The sequence below is a fragment of the Pseudomonas sp. S31 genome, from assembly GCF_016648105.1.
Taxonomy (GTDB): Bacteria; Pseudomonadota; Gammaproteobacteria; order Pseudomonadales; family Pseudomonadaceae; genus Aquipseudomonas.
On record NZ_JACVVE010000025.1, the window covers coordinates 28,560 to 52,288 of the forward strand.

At 62.3% G+C, this 23,729-nt stretch carries 19 protein-coding genes; 15 read left to right on the plus strand and 4 right to left on the minus strand.

The window, feature by feature from the left end:
• Window positions 1-136: 136 nt before the first annotated feature.
• Window positions 137-1,633, minus strand: a complete 1,497-nt coding sequence (locus IAE37_RS18265) for a CoA-acylating methylmalonate-semialdehyde dehydrogenase (RefSeq protein ID WP_201175771.1) — start codon at window positions 1,631-1,633, stop codon at window positions 137-139.
• Window positions 1,634-1,830: 197 nt separating this feature from the next.
• Here IAE37_RS18265 and IAE37_RS18270 point away from each other — a divergent pair, with 197 nt between their 5' ends.
• The 11 genes from IAE37_RS18270 (at window position 1,831) to IAE37_RS18320 (ending at window position 12,764) form a co-directional block, all read left to right on the plus strand.
• Window positions 1,831-2,751: a LysR family transcriptional regulator gene (locus IAE37_RS18270; RefSeq protein WP_201175869.1), complete on the plus strand. Its 921-nt coding sequence runs from the start codon at window positions 1,831-1,833 to the stop codon at window positions 2,749-2,751.
• 221 nt (window positions 2,752-2,972) lie between these two features.
• Entirely contained in the window at window positions 2,973-3,806 is an 834-nt protein-coding gene (locus IAE37_RS18275) for a substrate-binding periplasmic protein (RefSeq protein WP_201175773.1), read from the plus strand.
• A gap of 55 nt (window positions 3,807-3,861) precedes the next feature.
• Window positions 3,862-4,683 (plus strand): amino acid ABC transporter ATP-binding protein, encoded by an 822-nt coding sequence (locus IAE37_RS18280; protein WP_201175775.1) that lies wholly within the window; start codon window positions 3,862-3,864, stop codon window positions 4,681-4,683.
• Between the two features lie 10 nt (window positions 4,684-4,693).
• Entirely contained in the window at window positions 4,694-5,365 is a 672-nt protein-coding gene (locus IAE37_RS18285) for an amino acid ABC transporter permease (protein ID WP_201175777.1), read from the plus strand.
• A gap of 10 nt (window positions 5,366-5,375) precedes the next feature.
• The gene (locus IAE37_RS18290; RefSeq protein ID WP_201175778.1) at window positions 5,376-6,041 is read left to right on the plus strand and encodes an amino acid ABC transporter permease; all 666 of its coding nucleotides are present in this window, start codon (window positions 5,376-5,378) and stop codon (window positions 6,039-6,041) included.
• Window positions 6,042-6,068: 27 nt separating this feature from the next.
• Window positions 6,069-6,944 carry a dihydrodipicolinate synthase family protein gene (locus tag IAE37_RS18295; protein WP_201175779.1) on the plus strand — a complete coding sequence of 292 codons (876 nt, stop codon included), beginning with the start codon at window positions 6,069-6,071 and terminating at the stop codon, window positions 6,942-6,944.
• A gap of 58 nt (window positions 6,945-7,002) precedes the next feature.
• Window positions 7,003-8,283, plus strand: coding sequence for an NAD(P)/FAD-dependent oxidoreductase (locus IAE37_RS18300; protein ID WP_201175780.1), 1,281 nt, complete (start codon window positions 7,003-7,005; stop codon window positions 8,281-8,283).
• Window positions 8,280-9,761 carry an aldehyde dehydrogenase family protein gene (locus IAE37_RS18305; protein WP_201175781.1) on the plus strand — a complete coding sequence of 494 codons (1,482 nt, stop codon included), beginning with the start codon at window positions 8,280-8,282 and terminating at the stop codon, window positions 9,759-9,761. The genes IAE37_RS18300 and IAE37_RS18305 overlap by 4 nt, the downstream gene beginning before the upstream one ends.
• A gap of 10 nt (window positions 9,762-9,771) precedes the next feature.
• Window positions 9,772-10,800, plus strand: coding sequence for a proline racemase family protein (locus IAE37_RS18310; RefSeq protein WP_201175782.1), 1,029 nt, complete (start codon window positions 9,772-9,774; stop codon window positions 10,798-10,800).
• Window positions 10,801-11,030: 230 nt separating this feature from the next.
• A complete protein-coding gene (locus tag IAE37_RS18315; RefSeq protein ID WP_236410043.1) occupies window positions 11,031-11,735 on the plus strand; it encodes a GntR family transcriptional regulator in 705 nt (234 codons plus the stop codon).
• A gap of 273 nt (window positions 11,736-12,008) precedes the next feature.
• Window positions 12,009-12,764: an SDR family NAD(P)-dependent oxidoreductase gene (locus IAE37_RS18320; RefSeq protein ID WP_201175785.1), complete on the plus strand. Its 756-nt coding sequence runs from the start codon at window positions 12,009-12,011 to the stop codon at window positions 12,762-12,764.
• A gap of 74 nt (window positions 12,765-12,838) precedes the next feature.
• Here IAE37_RS18320 and IAE37_RS18325 read toward each other — a convergent pair whose 3' ends face one another.
• Both IAE37_RS18325 and IAE37_RS18330 read right to left on the minus strand, forming a co-directional pair.
• Entirely contained in the window at window positions 12,839-15,235 is a 2,397-nt protein-coding gene (locus tag IAE37_RS18325; RefSeq protein WP_201175787.1) for a membrane-bound PQQ-dependent dehydrogenase, glucose/quinate/shikimate family, read from the minus strand.
• A gap of 181 nt (window positions 15,236-15,416) precedes the next feature.
• Window positions 15,417-16,079, minus strand: coding sequence for a TetR/AcrR family transcriptional regulator (locus IAE37_RS18330; protein ID WP_201175788.1), 663 nt, complete (start codon window positions 16,077-16,079; stop codon window positions 15,417-15,419).
• Window positions 16,080-16,253: 174 nt separating this feature from the next.
• Here IAE37_RS18330 and IAE37_RS18335 point away from each other — a divergent pair, with 174 nt between their 5' ends.
• The 4 genes from IAE37_RS18335 (at window position 16,254) to IAE37_RS18350 (ending at window position 22,444) form a co-directional block, all read left to right on the plus strand.
• Window positions 16,254-18,380: a hydantoinase/oxoprolinase family protein gene (locus IAE37_RS18335; protein WP_268933332.1), complete on the plus strand. Its 2,127-nt coding sequence runs from the start codon at window positions 16,254-16,256 to the stop codon at window positions 18,378-18,380.
• Window positions 18,377-20,098: a hydantoinase B/oxoprolinase family protein gene (locus IAE37_RS18340; RefSeq protein ID WP_201175792.1), complete on the plus strand. Its 1,722-nt coding sequence runs from the start codon at window positions 18,377-18,379 to the stop codon at window positions 20,096-20,098. The genes IAE37_RS18335 and IAE37_RS18340 overlap by 4 nt, the downstream gene beginning before the upstream one ends.
• A 53-nt stretch (window positions 20,099-20,151) precedes the next feature.
• Complete coding sequence (locus IAE37_RS18345; protein ID WP_201175794.1) at window positions 20,152-21,504, plus strand: MFS transporter; 1,353 nt, start codon at window positions 20,152-20,154, stop codon at window positions 21,502-21,504.
• Window positions 21,505-21,577: 73 nt separating this feature from the next.
• Complete coding sequence (locus IAE37_RS18350) at window positions 21,578-22,444, plus strand: LysR family transcriptional regulator (protein WP_201175797.1); 867 nt, start codon at window positions 21,578-21,580, stop codon at window positions 22,442-22,444.
• Here the strand turns inward: IAE37_RS18350 and IAE37_RS18355 are convergent.
• Complete coding sequence (locus IAE37_RS18355) at window positions 22,418-23,563, minus strand: HPP family protein (RefSeq protein ID WP_201175799.1); 1,146 nt, start codon at window positions 23,561-23,563, stop codon at window positions 22,418-22,420. The genes IAE37_RS18350 and IAE37_RS18355 overlap by 27 nt on opposite strands.
• Window positions 23,564-23,729 lie beyond the last annotated feature (166 nt).

Sequence of the window (23,729 nt, forward strand, 5' to 3'; positions counted from 1 at the left end):
GCCAGGGCCTTCGACAAATGGTGAGAATTTACGGGTTCCAGGAGCTCAGGTAGCCCCCCGGGGGGGGGGAGCGGCAGCGTCATCGCTTTCTCCGTCAGAACAGTCGATGACGCTACCGCTCGAACACTGCGCGTATTCAGCTGTTGCTTGGGAACGCGAACTGCGCCGCCTCATGGCTGGTACGCTTGGGCCAACGTTGGGTGATGGCCTTCTTGCGGGTGTAAAAGCGCACGCCATCCGGGCCATAGGCGTGCAGATCGCCGAACAGCGAACGCTTCCAGCCACCGAAGCTGTGATAGCTGACCGGTACCGGCAGCGGTACGTTCACGCCAACCATGCCCACTTCGATCTCGTCGCAGAACAACCGCGCCGATTCCCCATCGCGGGTAAAGATGCAGGTGCCGTTGCCGTACTCATGCTCGTTGATCAGCTTGATGGCTCGTTCCAGGCTGTCGACACGCACGACGCACAGCACTGGGCCAAAGATCTCTTCCTTGTAGATCCGCATTTCCGGGGTTACGTGGTCGAACAAGGTTCCGCCCACGAAATAGCCGTCTTCGTTGCCCGCCACCTTGAAGCCACGACCGTCGACCACCACCTTGGCGCCCGCTGCCACGCCGTCATCGATGTAGCCCAGCACTTTGTCACGTGCGGCAGCAGTGACCAACGGGCCCATGTCCAGGCCGCAGGAGGTGCCGGCACCGATCTTCAGCGCCTTGATCTGGGGCTCGAGCCTGGCGATCAGGGCATCGGCCACCTGGTCGCCGACGCACACCGCCACGGAGATCGCCATGCACCGCTCGCCACATGAACCGTAGGCAGCGCCCATCAGCGCGCTGACGGCATTGTCCAGCTCGGCGTCTGGCATCAGCACCGCATGGTTCTTGGCGCCACCCAGGGCCTGGACGCGCTTGCCGCGCTTGGTGCCCTCGGCATAGATGTACTCGGCGATCGGGGTCGAACCGACGAAGCTCAGGGCTTTGACTTGCGGCGCCTCGATCAGCGCATCGACCGCTTCCTTGTCACCCTGCACGACGTTCAGTACGCCTTTGGGCAGGCCGGCTTCATGCAACAGTTCGGCAATCAGCAGGGTGGAGCTTGGGTCGCGCTCCGAAGGTTTGAGGATGAAGCAGTTACCGCAGGCGATCGCCAGTGGATACATCCACAGCGGCACCATGGCCGGGAAGTTGAACGGGGTGATACCGGCGACCACGCCAATCGGCTGCAGGTCGCTCCAGGCGTCGATGTTCGGGCCGACGTTGCGGCTGTACTCACCCTTGAGGATCTCAGGAGCTGCGCAGGCGAACTCGACGTTCTCGATGCCACGCTTGAGCTCACCCTCGGCGTCTTCGAGGGTCTTGCCGTGCTCTTCGCTGATCAGTTGCGCGATACGCTGCTGGTTCGCCTCCAGCAGTTGCTTGAAACGGAACATCACCTGAGCGCGCTTGGCTGGTGGGGTGTTACGCCAGGCCGGGAATGCAGCCTGGGCGGACTCGATGGCCTTTAGCACCGTGGCACGGCTCGCCAGGCCAAGCTTGTGGATCGCCTGGCCCGTGGAAGGATTGAAGACGTCGGTGGTGCGGGCTTCGTCCGCGACGTGTTCGCCGTGGATCAAGTGCTTGATAGTGCTCATCTTGGTTCCTCAAAGCTTGGTCACAAGCTGCATGTACATGTAGAAGCGCCCTGGCAGGGGCAGTGGTTCAGTTGATGCGTTGTAGCGCCTGATTCTTGAATGTGATCCGAACTGAATGGTCATGCCCTAGCTTGAACCGAACCGTAATGTGCGTTAAATCTTTATCTTCTTTATCTTGGTTATCGGATTACTCACGCATGATAAAAAAAATACCCTTGCACCAAGTCAGTGATTTCGATTTGAGGTTGCTCCGGGTTTTCAAGACTGTGGCAGAGTGCGGCAGCTTTTCCGGGGCTGAGAGTGTATTGGGTATCACGCGCTCGGCGATCAGCCTGCACATGGGTGATCTGGAGAAGCGCCTGGGCATGCGCCTGTGCCAGCGCGGCCGGGCCGGCTTCGCGCTGACTGACGAAGGCCGCGAGGTGTTGCGTGCGAGTGAGACGGTACTGGTTGCCATCGAAGGATTTCGCAGCGAAGTCAACCAGATGCACCAGCAACTGCGCGGCGACCTGAATGTAGCCATCGTCAACAATCTGGTGACGCAGCCGAAGATGCGTATCACCCATGCTCTCAAGGCCGTGCGCGCCGAAGGCAGTGGCGTGCGCATCAACCTGAGCATGAGCACCCCCGGGGAGATCGAGCGCGGCCTGCTCGATGGCCGCCTGCATGTCGGCGCCCTGCCTTTGATAACACCACTGTCGGGCCTGGACTACAGCCTGCTGTACGAGGAAAGGTCCAACCTGTATTGCAGCCACGAACACCCGCTGTTCGCCTGCGCCGCCACAGTATCGGACGACCAACTGGCCCAGGCAGATGCCGTCATCCCCGCATATCGCATGACCGCCGAAGCGATTGGCTTGCACCAGTTGCTGAATGTGGCCGCCTCGGCAACCGATCGTGAGGGTATTGCGTTTCTCATCCTCACCGGCAGCTATATCGGCTTCCTGCCCGATCACTACGCCGCCACCTGGGTCGACAGGGGATTGATGACGCCCCTCGATCCCGGTCGGCTGCATTTCGATTCCAAGCTGGCGATCGCCACTCGCAAGGGGCGCCGGCAGAACCTCATCCTCGAGCGTTTCATCAACGCCTTGCAGCTGACTGGCAACTCCGCCTAGCCGCCAGCCTTCCCCCGGCCGAGCCTTGAGCCTTCGATCATTTGAACAGTGATCGAAGGCTTTTTTACGTCAAAAAATTATTTGGGGCGTGTTGACACGCAGGCGGGTCTCGCAATAGCCTGAATGCATTGCTGCACACAACTCAGCATCCAAATAAATACAACACTCGTTTTTTCGCTTGCTCTTCTGTCTACAAGAACAACTCACCGGAGAGATTTGAAATGGCACGGCTCCTCCTACGCAAAGTCGCCAATATCGGTGGCCTTACCGCAGCGCTCACGCTGCTGCTCCAGACCACGGCCCACGCCGAAACACAGACCTGGAAAAACGTGCAGCAAGCAGGCGTGCTGCGTTGCGGAGCAGCGATAGCCGCTCCGTATGTCATGCGCGACCCCGCCAGCGGCCAGTACAGTGGATTCTTCGTCGACCTGTGTCGCGATTTCGCCGAGAACGTGCTGAAGGTAAAAGCACAGTTCGTCGACACCAGCTGGGACAACCAGGTGGCCGGGCTGCAGAGCGGCAAATGGGACATGGCCATGGCGCTGAACAAAACGCCCGAGCGTGCCAAAGCGGTCGCGTTTTCAGTGCCTGCTACCGACTATCAGATCTCGCTCCTCGTCAACCGCAAGAACCCCAAGTTCAGCGGCGCTGGCAACAGCCTGGCGGAGTACGACAAGCCTGGTGTCACGATTGCCGTGATCTCCGGTACCGCCGCCGACAAAGCCGTTTCGGCCGCCATCGAGCATGCCACCCTCATGCGCCTGCCTGGCTCCGACGAAACCCGCATGGCGTTGATGTCCAGGCGCGCCGACATCCTCGCCGACGCCAACGACACCAATCACCTGTTCGCCATGGCCAACGAGTGGGCCAACGAGGTACTCCCGGTACCTGCCCTGGCCAAACAAGGTGTGTCCTTTGCCCTCGCGCTGCAAACCCCTGTCCAAGACCTGGCTGAACTGGATGCCTACCTGACGCAGCGCCGCGAGTCTGGCGAGATCGACAAGCTGGTGGACAAAGCCTCCGCCGAGATCATTGCGGGCCAAAAAGCCCAGTAACTCCTGCTGACATGCCGAAGGCCCTGGGCAAGGGCGCCTTCGCGGAGACACTGTAATGACCACTCCCCATTTGGTGGCTTCCCAGCCACAGGCTTCGCTCACCTCGAACTTCGCTCAGGGCGAGCGATTCATCCAGCTACAGAGCGTACGCAAGGCCTATTCCGAGCAACTGGTCGTCATGGATGGCATGAACCTGGACATGCGTGCCGATGACCGGCTGGTGATCATCGGCCCGTCGGGAAGCGGCAAGAGTTCGCTGCTGCGCGTGCTGATGGGTCTGGAAGGCATCCAGGGCGGCAGCATTCAGTTCCAAGGCAAGCCGTATATCGACGGTAGCCGTAAACACGGCAAGCCGCTGGACGAAACCTTGCACAAGCAGATAGGCATGGTGTTCCAGCACTACACCTTGTTCCCTCACCTGTCGGTACTGGGCAACCTGATCCTGGCTCCGATGAAGGTCCATGGCCTGGGCAAGGCCGATGCCACCGAAAAAGCCCGAGCCTACCTGGCTCGCCTTGGCCTGGAGAGCAAGCTGCACGCCTACCCGAGCCAACTGTCCGGTGGCCAGAAGCAGCGCGTGGCGATTGCCAGGGCCTTGATGCTTGAGCCGCGCCTGATGCTGTTCGACGAGGTCACCTCGGCACTGGACCCAGAGATGGTCATCGAAGTGCAGAACGTGATGATGCAGCTGGCCGAGCAGAAGATGGCCATGATCATCGTCACCCACGACATGCACTTCGCCCGCCATATCGCCACCCGCGTGGTGTTCTGCGCCAACGGTAAAGTCGTCGAGCAGGGCCCGCCCGAGCAGATCTTCACCCAGCCTCGCGAGGCCCGCACCCGCGAGTTTCTCGAAAAGGTCGTGCAGTTCGATTGAGGGCAGCGCCATGAACTACCAATTCGACTTTCACTTCCTGAACGGCAGCCTTCCGGCGTTGCTCGAGGGGCTCAAGGTGACGCTGGAACTGGCCCTGGTCTCGAACCTGATCGGCCTGACCTGCGGCTTCCTGCTGTGCCTGATGACCCTCAGCCGCTGGTTCTTCATCCGCTGGCCGGCACAGCTTTTCATCGAGTTTTTCCGCTGCACGCCGGCGCTGCTGCAGATCGTCTGGTTCTTCTACTGCGTGCCGATGCTGTTCGATGTGTTCATCGACCCGATCGCCATGGGCTTCCTGGCACTGGGCCTGAACCTCACGGCCTTCAACGCCGAAGCCTATCGGGCCGGGGTTCAAGCCGTGCCCCGCGAGCATCTGGACGCCTCGATCGCGCTCGGCCTGAAGAACTGGCAACGGACGGTCTATGTGATCCTCCCGCAGTCGCTGCGCAGCGCCTTGCCCGTACTGATCACCAACGGGATCGGCACCCTGCAGCAGAGCGCGCTGGTGGCCATCGTGGCGGTCGCCGACCTGATGTACGTCGGCAAGAGCCTCGCCACAGAGGCCTACCGCCCCCTCGAAACCTACACCCTGATCGCCTTGATCTACTTCGCCCTGTCGCTGCCGATCGCGCAGCTGGTGCAGTGGTTCGAGCGGCGCCAGGACCTGGCCGGCCAACGCTGAGGAGCCCACCATGCCACTCGATTTCTCGGTTGTTCTGGGCTATTGGCCAGTGTTGCTCAAAGGCCTCGCCCTGACCCTGGCCTTCACCGGCGTCTGCGCTCTGCTGGGTAGCCTTCTCGGCTTCGTGGTCAGCATGCTGCGCCAGGTGAAGTCCAAGCTGGTGCGCCTGCCTCTGACCCTGTACGTGGAATTCTTCCGCGGCACGCCACTGCTGATCCAGTTGTTCTGGGTGTTCTTCTGCTTCCCGGTGGTATTCGGCCTGGACATTGCGCCCTATGTGTCGGTGCTGATCGCCCTGACCCTGTACATGGGCGCCATCACCAGCGAGACCTTCCGCGGCGCACTCAAGTCGATCGCCAGCGAACAGCATGACGCCTGCACAGCGCTGGGCCTGACCTCGAAGGTCAAGGTGCTCTACGTGATCTTCCCACAGGCGTTGCTGCGTGCAGTGCCACCGTTGCTGTCGAACGTGGTCAGCCTGTTCAAGGAGAGCGCGCTGATCTCCTCGGTCGGTGTCGCGGACCTGATGTTCGTCGGCCAGAACATTTCCAACAGCACGGCGCGGCCCGTCGAGTTCCTCTCGGCAGTCGCGGTCATCTACTTCCTTGTCGCATTTCCGCTGACCCGTCTGGTCGGCGTGGTCGAAGGGCGCCTGCTGCGTCGCTTCGCCTACTGATTCATACCACCCCTAGGAGAGAACAACATGAAACTCAAAGGCATCCTGCCCGCCCTGGTCACCCCCTTCGACGCCGCCGGCAAAGTCGACCACGACACCCTGGCGTCAATCCTGGAACATCAGCTCAAGGCTGGTGTGAGCGGTTTCGTCCCACTGGGCTCGACCGGGGAGTACTACGCACTGGCCAACGACGAGCGCCGCCAGATCCTGGCCACCGTCAAGGAAGTGGTCGGTGACCGTGGCACCCTGATCGCCGGCGCCAACGGCTCGTGCACCCGCGAAGTGCTGGAGCAGATCAAGCAAACCGTCGATGCCGGCTACACCAACCTGCTGATCGCCCCGCCTTACTACGCGCTGCCGTCCCAGGAAGAGTTGCTGGCCCACTACAACACCATCCTTGAGACCTTCCCTGAAATCAACGTGGTGCTCTACAACTACCCAGTTCGCACCAACGTCGAAGTTGGCCTGGACGTGATCGCTGCACTGCATGAGCATCCACGCGTGATCGGCATCAAGGAAAGCAGCGGCAACCTGTTGCGCGCCATCGAAATCGGTGAAAAATACAAAGGCATCCAGCTGTCCTGCGGTTCCGACGACCAGGCCCTGGACTTCTACCTGTGGGGCGCCGACAGCTGGATCTGCGGCCCGGCCAACATCTTCCCGGAGAAGGTCGTGGCCTTCCACAAGGCCTTCACCAGCGGCGACATCCGTGGCGCCCAGCAGATCATGCGCAGCCTGTTCCCGGCCATGGCCAACCTGGAAAGCGGCAAGTTCGTGCAGAAGGTCAAGTACGGCGCCGAGCTGGCCGGCTTCAAGGTCGGCAATGCCCGCGCCCCGCTGCTGCCACTGACCGATGAAGAAAAAACCGAGTTCCGCAAGGCGTTCGAAGCAACCCAGCAGTAATGCTACACGGGGCCGCCACGCGGCCCCCTCGCACCCTCTCTTGATACGAGATAGACCCATGAACACCCCACAATCGTCATCGCAGAACGCCGTAGTCATCGGCGGCGGTATCGTCGGTGTCTGCTGCGCGCTGTACCTGCAGCGCGAAGGCCACAAGGTCACGCTCATCGACCCCGCCGCACCGGGCGACAGTACCGCCAAGTGGAGTTGCGGTCAGATGGCGGTCAGTGAAGTCATTCCACTGTCCAAGCCGGGCATCCTGATGAAGATCCCGGGCTGGCTGCTGGACCAGAAAGGCCCCCTGGCACTGCGCCCGAGCGCGCTGCCGGGCATCCTGCCGTGGTTCCTGCGTTTTCTGGCCTGCGCACGTTCGTCGAAGATCCATGAGATCGCTGAGGACATGGCACGCCTGACCCAACACGTCTATACCGACTACGCCCCGCTGCTGGATGCCTGCCCGGACAAAACCTTGTTGGGCGACCGCCCTATCCTTGAAGTGTTCGACTCGCCAGCAGGCCTGGCCCACGAGCGCCCGCACCTGGAACTGCGCAAGCAGCTGGGCTTCAAGTCCGAAGAACTGGACGGCGCCGCCATCGGCGATCTGGAGCCGGCCCTGGCGGGCAAGTTCCAGCATGGCCTGATGTTCCCTGACTGGCGCGCCGTCAGCGACACCGAAGGGTTCATCGCCGCGCTTACTGCAAGCTTCGTCAGCCAGGGCGGCACTCGCGTGCGCCAGAGCGCCGTGAGGATCGACGAGAACCATGACCGCGCCAGCGGTGTGACCCTGGCCGATGGCACACGCCTCCCCGCTGATCACGTGGTCGTCGCCGCCGGTACCGGTGCTCGCCCCTTCTTCGACAGTCTCGGGGTGAACATCCCATTGGCCGGCATCGCCGGTTACCAGGCAGTGCTGCCCCAGCCTGAGGTGGAAATCCGCCACTCGGTAATCTACGCCGACGGCGGTTTCTGCTTCGCCCCAATGACCCGTGGCCTGCAGATTGGCGGCACCATCGAGTTCGCCGCCCCTGGCGCCGAGCCGAACTTCAAGCGCGCCGAAATCATCATGGAAAAGGCCCGCCGTGTACTGCCGCAACTCAACACCCAGGGGATGGAGTTCGGTGTCGGCTACCGACCATTCCTGCCCGATACCAAGCCGGTGATCGACCGCTCCCCTCGCCTGAACAACGTGATCATGGCCTTCGGCCACGGTCAGCTCGGCCTGACCTTGGGCGCCACTACTGGCCGCCTGGTCGCGGACCTGGTCGCCCACCGTACGCCTGCACAAAACCTGACTGCATTCAGCGCCCGACGCTTCGCCCTTATTGGAGGTACAGCATGAACCGTTACGACCAGTTCTACATCAATGGCCAATGGGTCAGCCCGATCAATGGCGGCAGCTTCGAATCTTTCGACCCAAGCGATGAAAGCTTGATCACCACCGTGGCATCCGGCTGCGCCGAAGATATTGATGTTGCCGTGAAAGCGGCCCGGGCTGCATTCGACGAGGGGCCATGGCCGCGCCTGAGCGGTGCCGAACGTGGCGCCTACCTGCGCAAGATTGCCGACGGTATCCGTGCCCGCCAGGAAGAACTGGCCGAGCTGGAAGTACGCGACAACGGCAAACCATTCCCGGAAGCCATGTGGGACATCGGTGATACCGCCGGCTGCTTCGAATACTACGCCTACCTGGCCGAGGAACTGGACCGCAATCGCGAGAAGGATGTGACCCTGTCCGACGACCGTTTCAACTCCATCGCCCGCAAGGAGCCGATTGGCGTTGCCGGTGCCATCGTACCGTGGAACTTCCCGATGCTGATGGCTTCGTGGAAGATCGCCCCGGCGCTGGCGGCAGGTTGCAGCATCATTCTCAAGCCCGCCGAGCAAACCTCGCTGACCGCGCTGGAGCTGGCACGCATCGCCGACGAAGCCGGCCTGCCTGCCGGTGTGCTGAACATCGTCACCGGCCCAGGCTCCAAGGTCGGCGCTGCATTGACCGCCCATCCAGGCGTCGACAAGCTGGCCTTCACCGGCAGCGTCCCGGTCGGTAGCCGCATCATGCAAGCCGCCGCCCAGGACATCAAGAACGTGACCCTGGAGCTGGGCGGCAAGTCGCCGTTCGTGATCTTCGCCGACAGTGATATCGAAAAGGCTGTCGAGTGGATCATGTTCGGTATCTTCTGGAACAAGGGCGAAGTGTGCTCGGCCACCTCGCGCGTGCTGGTCGAGCGCTCGGCTTATGAGCCGTTGCTCGCCCGCCTGGCCGAAGAAACCCGTAAGATCAAGATCGGCAACGGCATGCAAGAGGGCGTGCTGCTGGGCCCACTGGTCAACCAGAGCCAATACGACGGTACCCTGCGCGCCATCGCCAGCGGCCTGGAAGCAGGGGCCCGCCTGGTCTGCGGCGGCGAACGCCCTGCACACCTGGACAAAGGCTTCTATCTGCAACCGACCGTATTCGCCGACGTACCGGAAGACAGCTGGATCTGGAACGAGGAAATCTTCGGTCCGGTGGTGTGCATCCGCCCCTTCGACACCGAGGAAGAAGCGATCAAGTCGGCCAACAACTCGCGCTTTGGCCTGGGCGCCGCCGTGATGTCCCAAGACCTGGAGCGCTGCGAGCGTGTTGCCCGCAAGTTCCGCGCAGGTATCGTCTGGATCAACTGCTCGCAGCCGACCTTCACCGAAGCGCCGTGGGGCGGCTACAAGACCAGTGGTATTGGCCGCGAGCTGGGCGAATGGGGCCTGAACAACTACCTGGAAACCAAACAGATCACCCGCTACGACAGCGAACAGCCTTGGGGCTGGTACATCAAGTGAGGTATTAGCCATGCGTTGGAAACAGACGCTTCAGCTGGCTGAAGTGCACTGCGAAGGCGAAATCGGCAAGGTCATCACCGGGGGCGTCATCGGCGTCCCGGGTGCCACCATGCTCGACAAGATGAACTACATCAACGAAGTCGACGACAGCCTGCGTCGCCTGGTCACCCTGGAGCCACGCGGTTGCCTGCAGATGTCGGTGAACCTGCTGCTGCCGCCTACCCGCCCGGAAGCGCATGCTGGCTTTATCGTGTTGCAGGCCGACAAGGCCCATCCGATGTCCGGCAGCAACTGCATCTGCGTGGTGACCGCGCTGCTGGAGCTCGGCATGGTGCCGATGCAGGAGCCGGAAACCACGGTGGTGCTGGACACCCCGGCGGGCCTGGTCACTGCCCGCGCCCAGTGCGCGGACGGTCGCTGCCTGAGCGTGTCGCTGGACATGGTGCCGGCCTTCGTCGAGCACCTGGACCTTGCCATCGAAACCGAAGCCTTCGGCACGATCAACATCGATGTAGCCTTTGGCGGTGTCTATTACGCCTTGATCGACGTGGCACAGACCGGCCTTTCGATCGCTCCGGAAAATGCCCGCGCCCTGGCCGACGCCGGGGTGGCATTGAAGGATGTGATAAATCGGCAGCTGGACATCCAGCACCCGTTGCTCCCTTCGGTGAACGAAGTGGCCTATGTGATGTTCCGCAACCGCCTGGACGATCGCACCTACCAGACCTGCACCACCCTGCCACCGGGGCGGGTCGATCGATCGCCCTGCGGTACCGGCAGCTCAGCCAACCTGGCCACCCTGGCGGCGCGAGGGCTGGTACACGAAGGCGATCACCTGGTGTCGCGCTCGACCATCGGCGGGCAGTTCCAGGTAGCCTTGCTGGGCCACACCGACGTTGCTGGCAAGCCGGCGGTACTGCCGCGAGTAACCGGACGCGCATGGCTGTACGGGCTGCAGCAGTTGGGCGTGGACCCGGACGATCCACTCTCGGCTGGCTTCATGCTCAGCGATACCTGGGGCGTCGGTCTGAGTCAGTGACGTCGCCACCCTGTGCTCGGCCTGCGCCGGGCATAGCGCCCCCATGGGAACATTGGGGCAGTGAATCCTGGGTTTCATTCCAGCGGTTTTCGCCGCCAGGCGCTTGCACGATGTCCGTTTGACCTTGCCCCCCCTCCTCCGCCATGCTGGAGCGAAACCTGATCAGCAGAGACTGATCATCAATCAGGCCTGGCCTGTATGATACGGGCCAGACCAACCGAGACCTGATGATGGCAAAAGATACTGACACCGAAAGCGGCCCTCGTCGGCACAGCGGACGCTACATCTACGAGGAACTGCGCAAGCAGATCCTCACCCTCAAGCTCAAGCCTGGGGTGCAACTCGATGAGGTCTCCCTGGCGGCACAATTCGGGCTCTCGCGCTCACCCGTGCGCGATGCCTTGGCACGGCTGATCACCGAAGGCCTGGTGGTGATACTGCCGAACCGTACGACACTGGTAACCCCCTTCGAGATCGAGGAATTCCCCAACTACGTTTCAGCCTTGGATCTGATCCAGCGCGCGGTCACACGCCTGGCGGCCACCCAGCACAGAGCCGAAGACCTGCAGGCCATCCGGGACGCCGATGCGGCCTACCTGAACGCCGTGACCACGGGTGATTTCCAGGCGATGTCCGAACTCAACAAAGCGTTCCACATGGCCATTGCCCATGCCGGGCGCAACCCTTACTTCATCAATTACTATGAGCGGCTGCTCGGCGAAGGCCAAAGGTTGCTGCACCTGCATTTCGATCACGTCGTCAGTTCGGCCAGCGCGCATCGGTTGGGGCGTGACCATGATGAAATCATCCAGGCCATTGCCTCGCGTGACGCCGATGCCGCGGAAGCCGCCGCTCACGAACACACCATGCTGTTCCAGCGCCGCTTCCTGGACTACATGCAGCAAAACCTGACTGCGCGCATGTCGGTCGGCTGACACATCCGCAGAAGATGCGGCCCTCCATCTCTTGGTCTGGGCCGCAGCATCGATCGCATGATGCAACCGTAATGCATCTTCTTCCTTAGCCTTTCCATATGTTGGCGTGGCGGTTTGCGCACGCCTTGAAGAACACCCTCTCGGTGCCGCTTGCCCCACCTCTGCTCCATCGATGAGCCGCGCGCATAGTATTGCATACATATCTGCACACATGATATTCATGAGTGTCATCGCGCCATCTCTTTCACAACAACACGCGGGGTTCGTCATCCAATGAACAGGTTTGCCAACAAGGTCGTCCTCGTCACCGGCGCCGCCGGCGGTATCGGTTCTGCAATCGCAGCACGCTTCGCCCACGAAGGGGCCAGGGTGATCGTCAGCGACGTCAATCTGCAAGCAGCCCAGACGGTGGCCCAGGGCCTGCGCTCCGAGGGGCATGAGGCGCTGGCCATTGCGGCTGATATCGCTAATGGCGAGGCCTGTCGCGGATTGGTCGAGGAGGTGATGGCGCAGTTCGGCCAGATCGATGTGCTGATCAACAATGCCGGCATCAACCGCCGGGGGAACTTGCTTGCGCTGAGTGAAGATGACTGGCACAGCAGTTTCGCGGTCAACGTCGACTCGATGTTCCACCTGTGCCGGGCAGTGTTGCCTGTGATGATCGAGGCAGGTGCCGGGGCTATCGTCAATACTGCCTCGCAATGGGGGCTGCACCCTGCGCCCGGCCACATCGCCTACAACGTCACCAAGGCCGCAGTGGCCTCATTCACCCAGAACCTGGCACGCGATTATGCGCCTCACAACATTCGGGTTAATGCCGTTTGCCCCGGAGAGATTCATACACCGATGCTCGAGGCCGGCGTGCTTCGCTCTGGGCGTACCATCGCGGATCTTGACCGGATGGTGCCGCTGGGAAGGATCGGCAAACCCGAAGAGGTAGCGGCGTTGGTCGCTTTCCTGGCGTCCGCCGAGGCGGCGTTCATGTGCGGGTCGCTCGTGGAGATCACCGGTGCCCAGGCAGTGGCCTGAGCAGGCTTCAACAAAAAGGCCCAGGTCGGTGGCATACCGAACCTGGGCCGCTTCCTCAGCGAGGTCGAGATAGTTTATGGCAGCGCGTACGCGATCACGCTGTCGCCACGCTTGTCGGAGTGCGGCGAGCCACCTGCGAAGATGACCACGTATTGCTTGCCGGTCTTCTGCGAGCGATAGGTGATCGGGCCGCTCTGGCTGCCCACCGGCAGACGCGACTTCCAGACCTCTTCACCGGTGCGGCTGTTGTAGGCACGCAGATAGAAGTCCTGGGTGCCGGCGAAGAACAGCAGGCCAGACTTGGTGGCCAGGGACGGGCCGAGGGTCGGCATGCCCAGTGGCAGCTTCAGGCCGGTAGCGATACCCAGCGGGCCGGTGTCCTGGACGGTCCCCACCGGAACCTGCCAGACCAGCTTGTGGGTCTTCAGGTTGACGGCCGACAGTGTGCCGAATGGCGGTGCCTGGCACGGTACGCCCAGCGGTGACATGAAGCGCTCGCGCCAGGTACCGAACGGCGTGCCCTTCTGCACGATGATGCCCATGCCCTCGCTGCTGCCAGTACCCGGCGGAATGTCCTTGGCCGGCACCATGTTGTAGTGCAGCCCCAGGCGCAGGTCATTGATGAACATCAGGTTGGTGGTCGGGTCCACCGACACGCCGCCCCAGTTCATGCCCCCCAGCGAACCTGGATACTGGATCGCCCAGTCTTCGCCCGGCGGCGTGAAGACGCCGTCATAACGGCTCGACTTGAAGATGATGCGGCACATCAATTGGTCGAATGGGGTCGCACCCCACATGTCCGCTTCCTTGAGCACTTCGTTACCGATGCTCGGCATGCCCACCGAGTATGGTTGGGTCGGCGAATAACGCTCACCCGGCAGGTTACCCTGCGGCACCGGACGCTCCTCGATGTCGGCCAGCGGCTTGCCATTGGTACGGTCCAGCAGATAGATCATGCCGGTTTTCGAAGTGACCGACAGGGCCTTGGACACCGAGCCGTCATCGTTGGTGATGTCGTAGATCAACGGCTGACCGGTGACGTCGAAGTCCCAGATGTCGTGGTGGACGGTCTGGAACGACCAGACTGGACGACCAGTGGCCACATTGACCGCGACGATCGACGAACCGTACTTATCGTCGGCCTCGGTACGAAAACCCGCCCAGAAGTCAGGGGTGGCATTGCCGGTTGGCAGGTAGACCATGCCCAGCTCAGCGTCATAGGAGGCCGCGACCCAGACATTCGGGGTGCCACGGGTGTAACCTTCCGGCGACAGCGGTTCACGGGTCACGTTCGGGTTACCCGGATCCCATGCCCACACCAGGGTGCCGGTGACCGCGTCGTAAGCACGTACCACTCCTGGTGGCTCGCCGGTTTCGAAGTTGTCGATGACCCGGCCACCCACGATGATCAGGTTGCCCGCCACCAATGGGGTGGACGACTGCTGGTAGTAGCCAGGCTTGACTTCGCCCATGCCGGCCTTGAGGTCGACGGTACCGTTGTCACCAAAGTTGGCCACCGGCTTGCCGGTATGGGCGTCGAGGGCCATCAGGCGGCCATCCCCCGTCGGGAAGATCAGGCGCTGCGGGCTGACCGTCGTGTCCATGGCGGCGTCGGCAGCCACACCCGGCACATCGGCGACTTGCTTGGCGGTCGTGGCATCGAAATAGCCCATGCCGCGGCAACGCTGGTAGGTGGAGTTGCCCTTGCCTGCGGCGTAGCGCCAGTTCTCCTTGCCCGTGTCGATGTTGAAAGAGATCACCGTGCTGTAGGTCGTGCAGACATACAGGCTGTCGCCCACCTGGAGCGGAGTGTTCTGATCTTCGGCATCGCCCACACCAGGTACGACGGCCTCACCAGTGTGCGCGGTCCAGGCAACCTGGAGGTCCTTGACGTTGGCTGGGGTGATGTCACCCACGTGCGAGAAGCGCGAACCATGGGTATCGCCTGCCCACGCCTTCCAGTCGCCCGGCTCCTTTTCCAAGAGTTGGGGTTTGACTTGCTGCGCAGCAGCAACCGATTGCGCATCGCGGATGATGTTCTTGGGCTCGAACGCACTGACTGCGGTCACCACCACGCCGACCGACGCCGCCGCCCCCAGGGCCACACCGGTCACGCGTGCTTTACGCGATCGGGTGAACAGCGGAATCGAGAACGCGACGGCAGCGCCGATGATCGCGAAGGCGAAGAACCGCGAAAGCAGGGGCCAGAACTTGAAGCCCACTTCCCAGATTGCCCAGACGCCGGTGTACACCACCGCAACGGCAATCAGGAGCACCCCCAGCATCCGCCGGCGGACGATCAGGCCACCGGCAGCGACGAGAACCACACCTGCAATCAGGAAATACCAGCTGCCGCCCAGCCAGGCAAGCCATCCACCGCCACCGATGAAATACACACCGGCAAGCAAAATAATCGCACCGAGGATCGCGAGCCACGCGCGCCCCAATCGGCCAGGAAAGACATCTTCCATCACTTTTGTTCCCTTCCAATGTTTACGAAAGGGCAAATTGTCGCATGCGTACAACACAACATACAAACATGAAGTCAGGATTGCGCACAGCAAAGAACAAGGGTGAGCGTAGTCGCACGCCCTGAGTCAGACGCGTGCACATTCGCCATGAAAGCTGTCTGCCGCTGCGGCTACCGCCCGCTCAAGGTCGGTCTGAGCGCAAATCGCACAGGTAGCTCATCACCACATCCGCAGCATGCTTGAGCCGGGAGGCCTTTCTTTCGGGTGAGTTGAGGTCGACCCCCAGCACATACGACAGCGTGTAGCGGTTGGTGATGAAGTAGGCACCCAGCCCCGAGATCGAGACGTACAGGTCCACCCACTCCGCATCCTGACGAAAAACGCCCTGGTCCTTGCCCTGTTGCAAGATTGCGGAAAGCGCAGCGCGCAATGGGTTGAACATTTGGGAAATCACGGCGGATTTCTGTATGTGCGAGGCCTTGTGCAGGTTTTCGGTCGACAGCAGCAGATGAAAATCTGGCTGGTCGATGAAATGCTGGACGGTCTTCTCCACCAGCGTGCGCATGTCGCTTACCGGATCCCCTGAAAGCACCAGCCCATTTTGCCGCTCGCGCATGGCGCCATACGCCCGCTCCATGACCTCGATGAACAGCCCCTCCTTGCTGTCGAAATAGTGATAGATCAGGTTCTTGCTGATCTCGCAGCGCAGAACGATTGCCTCGATGCTAGCGCCATCGTAGCCGCGCTCGGCGAACTCCCGGGTCGCAACCTTCAGGATGTTCTCCCGCGTGACCGCAGCATTGCGGGTCTTGGGTTTGGGGGCTGCCTGGGCGTTGGTCTTCATCGTCTTGTAAGCCTTTTCTCTAGCCGCGTAGGGCGAGTGTATCAGCGGGGGTGCCGCTGGGGAGGTTCGTTTGGTACCGAGTTGACACCGCCTGGATTACCTCCTAGGTTATCACCAACTAACTGAACGTCCAGTTAGTTAGCACCAATGATCAACCCAGCGACTGGAGCAATCATGAGCACTGCATCAACAACAAGAACCAGCAGAGGCGTACGGGTAGGATGCGACATCGGAGGCACGTTCACAGACGTCGTGCTTGCAATGCCGGATGGCCGCCTGTTCGTGAACAAGACCTCGACGACCCCGGAAAACCTGGGTGAAGCGATCGTGCAAGGGCTGAGCACGCTTTTGCAGCAGGCGGGCGTCGAGCCAAGCGACATCACCGAAATCGTGCACGGCACCACCACCGCCTCGAACACGATCCTGCAAAAAGTCGGTGCGAAGACTGGCGTCCTGACCACTGCTGGGTTTCGCGACGTGCTGGAGATCGGTCGGATCCGTACCCCCACCATGTTCGACCTGTCGTGGAGCAAGCCAGAACCGCTGGCGACTCGCCGCTGGAGACGGGGCATCCAAGAGCGCATGAGCGCCACCGGCGACGTGGTGACGCCGCTGGACGAAGCGCAGCTGATCCGTGAAGCCCGGTCGCTGATCGACGAGGGGGTGACGGCAATCGCCATCGCCTTCATCAACAGCTACATCAACCCGAGCCATGAGCGTCGTGCCAAGCAACTGCTTCAGCAGCATTTCCCCCATGTGCTGGTCAGTGCATCATTCGAGGTTCTGCCGGAGATCAAAGAATACGAGCGCACCAGTACCACGGTGGTCAACGCCTACATCCTCCCTGCCATGCGCACCTACCTGGCCCGTCTGCGCCAGGACCTCGAGGCGATGGGCGTACGTGCCTCGTTGCAGGTGATGGCCTCCAACGGGGGCATGATGGGCATCGCTTCGGCAAGTGAAAAACCGGTCTTCGCGGTCGCCTCCGGCCCTGCCGGCGGAGTGACCGGCGCAGCCCGGATTGGCGCTTTGGCTGGTGATAGCAACCAGATCATCTTCGACATGGGTGGCACCACCGCAAAGGCGGCGCTGGTTGTCGACAACCAACCCTCGTTGACCAACGAGTATGAGTTCCGCGACGGCATCAGCGCCCCGAGCCGCTTCGTCAAAGGTGGCGGCTACGTGCTGAAAGTCCCGGCCATCGACATCGCCGAAGTGGGTGCCGGCGGGGGCTCGATCGCCTGGATCGACGCCGGTGGCCTGCTGTGCGTAGGCCCGGAGTCGGCTGGATCCTACCCAGGTCCAGCCTGCTACAACAAAGGCAATGCACAACCGACGGTGACCGACGCCAACATGGTATTGGGCTACCTCAACCCGGTCGCGCTGGCCGGCGGCAGCCTGCCGGTATCGCCGCAGCTGTCGGCAAAAGCGGTGACCGAACACATCGCCACTCCCCTGCAACTCGACCTGCTCAAGGCCGCTCACGGTATCCGCCACCTTGCCAACGTCAACATGGCCCGGGCGATTCGCGCAGTGACCGTCGAGCGCGGCCTGGATCCACGAGAAATGTCGATGATGGCATTCGGTGGCGGCGGCCCGCTGCACGCCGTGGCCGTGGCACGCCTACTGGGGATCCGCCGAGTGGTGGCGCCGATCATGGCCGGAGTGTTCTGCTCGGCCGGAATGCTCACCGCCGATGCCGAGCACAATTTCGTCAAGGCGATCCTCAAGCCCTTCGCCCACTGCGACCTCGTCGCCCTCTCGAGCGAAGCCATCGCCCTTGGCGACCAGGGCTTCACCGTGCTGGCCAGCGAAGGCTACAGCGCCGACGCTGCCCAGATCGCCTATTCGGCAGATGTCCGTTACCTGGGCCAAAGTTCGGAACTCACTGTAGCCCTGAGTGCTTCGCAGATCGACGGCCCTGCCCTGCAGCAACTGGCCAAGGACTTCAACGCCCAGTACCTGCAGACCTTCGGCTACAACAGCGACGAGCCGCTGGAGTTGGTCAACCTGCGCGTCAGCGCCCGTGGCCGCAGCGCGCATCGGCTGGAGTTCGCCGACTGCAAGGTAGACGCCACCGCGCTGCAAGGCTCCCAGGGCGAGCGGTTGGTCAGCTTCGATGCCGACCAGCCGCATCGGCCCACCCCAGTAATGCCTCGGGCGAGCATCGGCCTGAGCCCGGTACAAGGCCCACTGATCATCGAGTCCTACGACACGACCATCGTTGTTCCACCAGGCTGCAGCGCGCACGCCGACAGCATCGGAAACATCACCATCGACATCCAGGAGATCCGCGCATGAGCCAGGCCATCGACCCCATCACTTTCGCTGTCGTCAAGAACGCCATGGATTCGATCGTCGACGAAGTGGCTTACACCGTGCTACGCACCGCCCGCTCCGAGATCGTCAAGGATGTGATGGACTACTCGGCAGCCATCTGTGACCGCCACGGGCAAATGATCGCCCAGGCCAAGACCATCGCCCTGCACCTGGGCGCCATCCCCGAGGCGATGGCACAGGTCAAGCTCCGCTATGGCGACAGCCTGCAGCCTGGCGATGCGGTCATCGTCAACGATCCGTACCAAGGTGGCATGCACCTGCCGGACATCTTCATGTTCGCGCCCTTCTTTTATAAAGGCGAGATCGAAGGCTACAGCGTGGTCATCTGCCACCACACCGATGTCGGGGGGCGCGTTCCAGGCTCCAATGCCAGCGACTCTACCGAGATCTACCAGGAAGGCCTGCGAATTCCGGTGGTCAAGCTTTACGAAGCCGGCCAGATCAACGACACCATGGAGCGCATCATCGCCCAGAACGTACGCGTCCCTGACCGTGTGCTGGGCGACCTGCGCGCCCAGTACGCGGCTTGTCAGGTCGGCAGCCGCGAACTGACCCGCCTGCTCGATCGCTATGGCCGCGACGAGAGCCGCCTCTACTTCGCCGAACTGCTGGATTACGCCGAACGCCTGACCCGCGAAGAAATCCGCCAATGGCCCAAAGGCACATTCGTGTTCGAAGACTTCATCGATGACGATGGGCTTTCAGAAGAACCGATCCCGCTGCGGGTAGCGGTCACGGTACACGAGGACCATGTGAGCGTGGACTACACAGGCAGCGCGCCACAAGTCCGGGCCGCGATCAACTCCACGCTCTCCTACACCAAGTCCTGCACCTATTTGAGCGTGCGTTGTGCGCTCAAAGGCGACGTGCCGAACAACGAAGGGCTGTTCCGCTGCGTCGAGGTACACGTGCCTGAAGGGACCGTGCTGAACCCGGTCGAGCCGGCCGCGGTCGCCGCACGCGCACTCACCGGGTACCGGGTATTCGACACCATGCTCGGTGCACTGGCGCAAGTGGTGCCTGATCACATACCGGCCGCAGGTGAAGGTGGCAATACCGTGGTGTGCCTGTCTGGCAAGAAAGACAACGGCGAGGGCTACATCATCGTCGACATGGTCTGCGGCGCCTGGGGCGCGCGACCGCATGCCGACGGGGTAGAAGCCATCACCAACGCTTCGCAGAACCTGTCCAACACGCCGGTCGAAACCCTCGAAGCGCAACATCCCGTGCGCGTGGAGGCCTATGAGCTTGTGCCCGATAGTTTCGGTGCCGGTCGCTATCGTGGCGGCCTGGGGGTGATGCGCAGCTATCGCGTACTGGCCGATGACGTCCTCTTGCAGCTGCGCGCCGACCGCATGAAATTCCGCCCCTACGGCCTTCAAGGCGGCCTGCCGGCGAGCCCAGCGGTCAACGCACTGCAACACGGCGACGAAACCCGATTATTGCCCAGCAAAGTGGGTATCACCATTGCACGGAACGATGTGGTATCGCACACCCAGCCGGGTGGCGGCGGTTTCGGCGACCCTCTGCAACGTCCACTGGATGCCATCGGGCAGGACGTCTGGAATCACAAGATGAGCGCGGCCTTTGCGCGGGAGCACTACCGCGCCGTCGTGGATGCCGGCTCAGGCCGAGTCGATGAGATCGCCACCGCAGAACTACGTGCTATGGCCCAATGACAGTGGGGCGCGAGCCCCGCTTTCCCGTTAACACGCCGTGCGAGTGCAACAATATGAATAATAATGTGCTGGACGTGCATACCTTCCTGGACGACCGTCCGATCGGAAGGCAACAGAAGACCGTAATCGTCCTCGGCCTCCTGATCCTGATGCTGGATGGCTTCGACACCATGATGATGGGCTTCATCGCCCCAGCCCTGCTCCAGGATTGGGGCATTGGCCGAGGCGATCTAGGCCCTTTGATGATGAGCGGCATCATCGGGCTCTCGATCGGCTCACTCCTGGCAGGGCCCCTGGCGGACCGTTTCGGCAGGCGCTGGGTCATCATCGCAGCCGTGTGCGCAGTGGGCATCTTCTGTATCACCTGTGCGTTCATGAATGGCCTTCACACCCTCACCGCAGCGCGCTTTCTCACCGGCGTCGGGCTAGGTGCGACGATGCCGAACATCACCACGCTACTGGCTGAATGCGCCCCGCTACGCCGCCGCTCCCTCCTCGTCACCTCGGCGTGGTGCGGCTTCGGTATGGGTGGGGCTCTGTGTGGGTTGGTGAGCGAACACCTGATACAGCTCCACAGCTGGCGGGCCGTATTCATCACGGGAGGTGTGCTGCCTCTTGTGCTGGTATTGGCGCTCATCATCTGGCTCCCAGAGTCGCTTCGATTCCGGCTCCAGCGCAACCAGCCTCACGAGCGCCTGGTGGCCGCCACCAACGCACTGATGCCTGGTAGCGCCAGCGCTTCGACGAAGTTCATCAACAGTGAACAAAGCACCTGCGAGGCAACGATCCGTGGCCCGATAGCATTATTGAGCCGTAACTACAGGATCGGCACCTTGACCATCTGGCTTGCGATGTTCATGGGCTTCTTCCATCTGTACTTCCTGAGCAACTGGCTGCCCCTCACGGCCAGTGCTGCCGGCATGTCTTACTCGCAGGCAGTCACGCTGGGTATCATCCTGCAAGTCGGCGGCGCCATCGGTAATTTCACCGTGGGGCTGAAGATGGACAGGTACGAGCCAAATCGGATCGTAAGCATCATGTTCGCGGGCTGCGCAGTGTTCACGTTGCTGATCGCCCTGTTCAGCAGCTCGTTTGCCATGGTCGGTACGTTGGTATTCCTGCTGGGTTACGTACTGATGTCCGCGAACGCTGGGTGTTTCGCATTGGGTGCGGCTCACTACCCAACCCCGATCCGGGCGACAGGGGTCAGCTGGGTCTTCGGTATCGGTCGGGTGGGGGCGATTCTTGGTGCGGGTTCTGGGGCGGTCATCACCACCTGGGGTTTGACGATCACTGATATCTTCACGCTTCTGACCGTCCCCGTGCTAGTCGCGGCAATGGCGATCTATTTCAAAAGGCGCCTGCGCATGAAAGCGGTTTCGACCGTCGCGCAACAGCGCATCTGATCCGCACAACCGAAACGCCCCATAACGGTGCAAACACTCTAGAATAGGCGACCCTCCCGTCACAGAGCAGCCCATGGACATCGATCAGGCCCGAACCTTTCTGGAAATAGTCCGCTGCGGCAGCCTGGTCGCCGCTGCCGAGCGCCTGTTCGTGTCGCAGACGGCGATCACCGCGCGGGTGCAGCGCCTGGAACAGCAACTGGGCTGCCAGCTGTTCGTGCGCAGCCGCAGCGGCGCCAGCCTGACCAGCGATGGCGAGGCATTCGTCAGCTACGCCAACCAGCTGGTGCAGACGTGGGAGGCGGCGCGCCGCGATCTGCCGCTGCCCGAGGGCTGCCAGCAGGTATTGCATGTGGGCGGTGAGGTCAGCCTTGGCAACCCGATGATGCTCGACTGGGTCAGCGCCCTGCACCAGGCGCTGCCCAGCCACGCCATTCGCAGCGAGGTCAGCGATGGCGAGTCTTTGCTGCGCAAGGTTGAAATGGGCCTGCTCGACGCCGCGCTGGTCTATCAGCCCACCTACGGGCCTGGCCTGCAGGTGGAGCAATTGATGGAAGAGAAGCTGATCCGCGTACGCCGGATCGATCGACCCGATCCGTACATCTACATCGACTGGGGCGAAGCCTTCCGTCGCCAGCACGATGCCGCACTGCCCGACTGCGCACGCCCGGCACTGAGCTTCAACCTGGGCCCGCTGGCCCTGCAGTTCATCCTCGACCAGGGTGGCAGCGGCTACTTCCGCACCCGCGTGGTCCAGGCCTACCTCGACAGCGGCGTATTCGAGCGCGTACCCCAGGCGCCAGAATTCACCTACCCGACGTTCCTCGTTTACCCGCGCAAGCGCGACAGCGAAGCCCTGCAACAAGCGTTCGTGGTGCTACGCCGGCTGGTGTCGGCCGGCGCCAGCGACTGGTCACAACGCTGGGACCCGCTGATCTGACACGCGCTCGGCGGCGCTGAGCAACTGGCGCTTGAGGCCGGCGATCAGGTCGGTCTGGGTGATCACTCCGACCAGCTGCCCACCATCGAGCACCGGCAGGCAATGCAAGCCCTGCTCACACAGCAGTGGCAGCAGGCGCTCCAGCGGATGCTGGCTGCTGACGCTGATGACGCGCTTGCTCATCACCTCCGCCATGCGCACCTTCTTGCGCCCGAACACGCTACGCCGACGGCGCATGGCCGGGCCGACCAGGTCGCTGAGGCTGACGATCCCGACCAGCTGGCCCTGCTGCAGTACCGGCAGGGTTTTCAGATGGTGGCTGTCGAGCATCTTCCAAGCCTGCTCAAGCGTGGTGTCGGGCGAGGCGAACTGCACATCGCGGGACATCACCGAGGCCGCCGTGATACCCCCCAGGCTACGCTGCAGGGCGTGTTGCTCGGTGGCCAGGATGATGCGCTCGAGCTCGTCACGGGTGACGTCGACGAACTCGCCGATCTCTTCGAGGGCATAGTCCAGGTCGGCGGCACTCACACCCACCCGCTCGCTGGGCAGTGGGTCGTGGGTGTGATGCAGATCCTTGCGCGGTGCCGCACCTTTGGGATAGCGCACCCCGGTGAGGCGGTTGTAGACCACCGCCACCGCCACCAGGATCAGCGCGTTGAGCAACACCGGCTCGATCAGGTGGTCGCCCAGCGCGGTCAACCCCGGATCGGCCAGCACGGCACTGACCGCAACGCCGCCGCCCGGCGGGTGCAGGCAGCGCAGCAGGCACATCACCAGGATGGCGATACCCAGGGCCGCGCCTGCAACCCACAGCTCGGGACCGAAGCCCTGGCGCATGGCCAGGCCCACCAGGCAGGCCAGGCCGTAGCTGCCGAGCACCGGCCAAGGCTGGGCCAAAGGCCCGGAGTGCACCGCGAACACCAGCACCGCCGAGGCCGCCAGCGGGCCAAGCAAATGCAGGGCGATGCCCGACCCGTAGGCCATGCTGGTCAACCAGCCGGCCAGGAACAGGCCCAGCAGTGCGCCGACACCGGCACGCAACCATTGTTTGGGGGGAATGTTGAGGGGCGCCGGCAACAGCCGCTGCAGACGACTTTCGGAACGCGAGGCAGACATTGGAATATTCGAACTACGTAATCTTTCTGTTTTTAAAAAGAAAGCCCAGCCGAGCCGGCCTGGGCCTTGTATTGCCGAAGCAATAACGCAAGGGGCTCCGTCCGTGGAGAAGATGGAAACCGGGAAAGTTTCGCGAATGGATTGTGCCGGGCCACGACGATGGGGG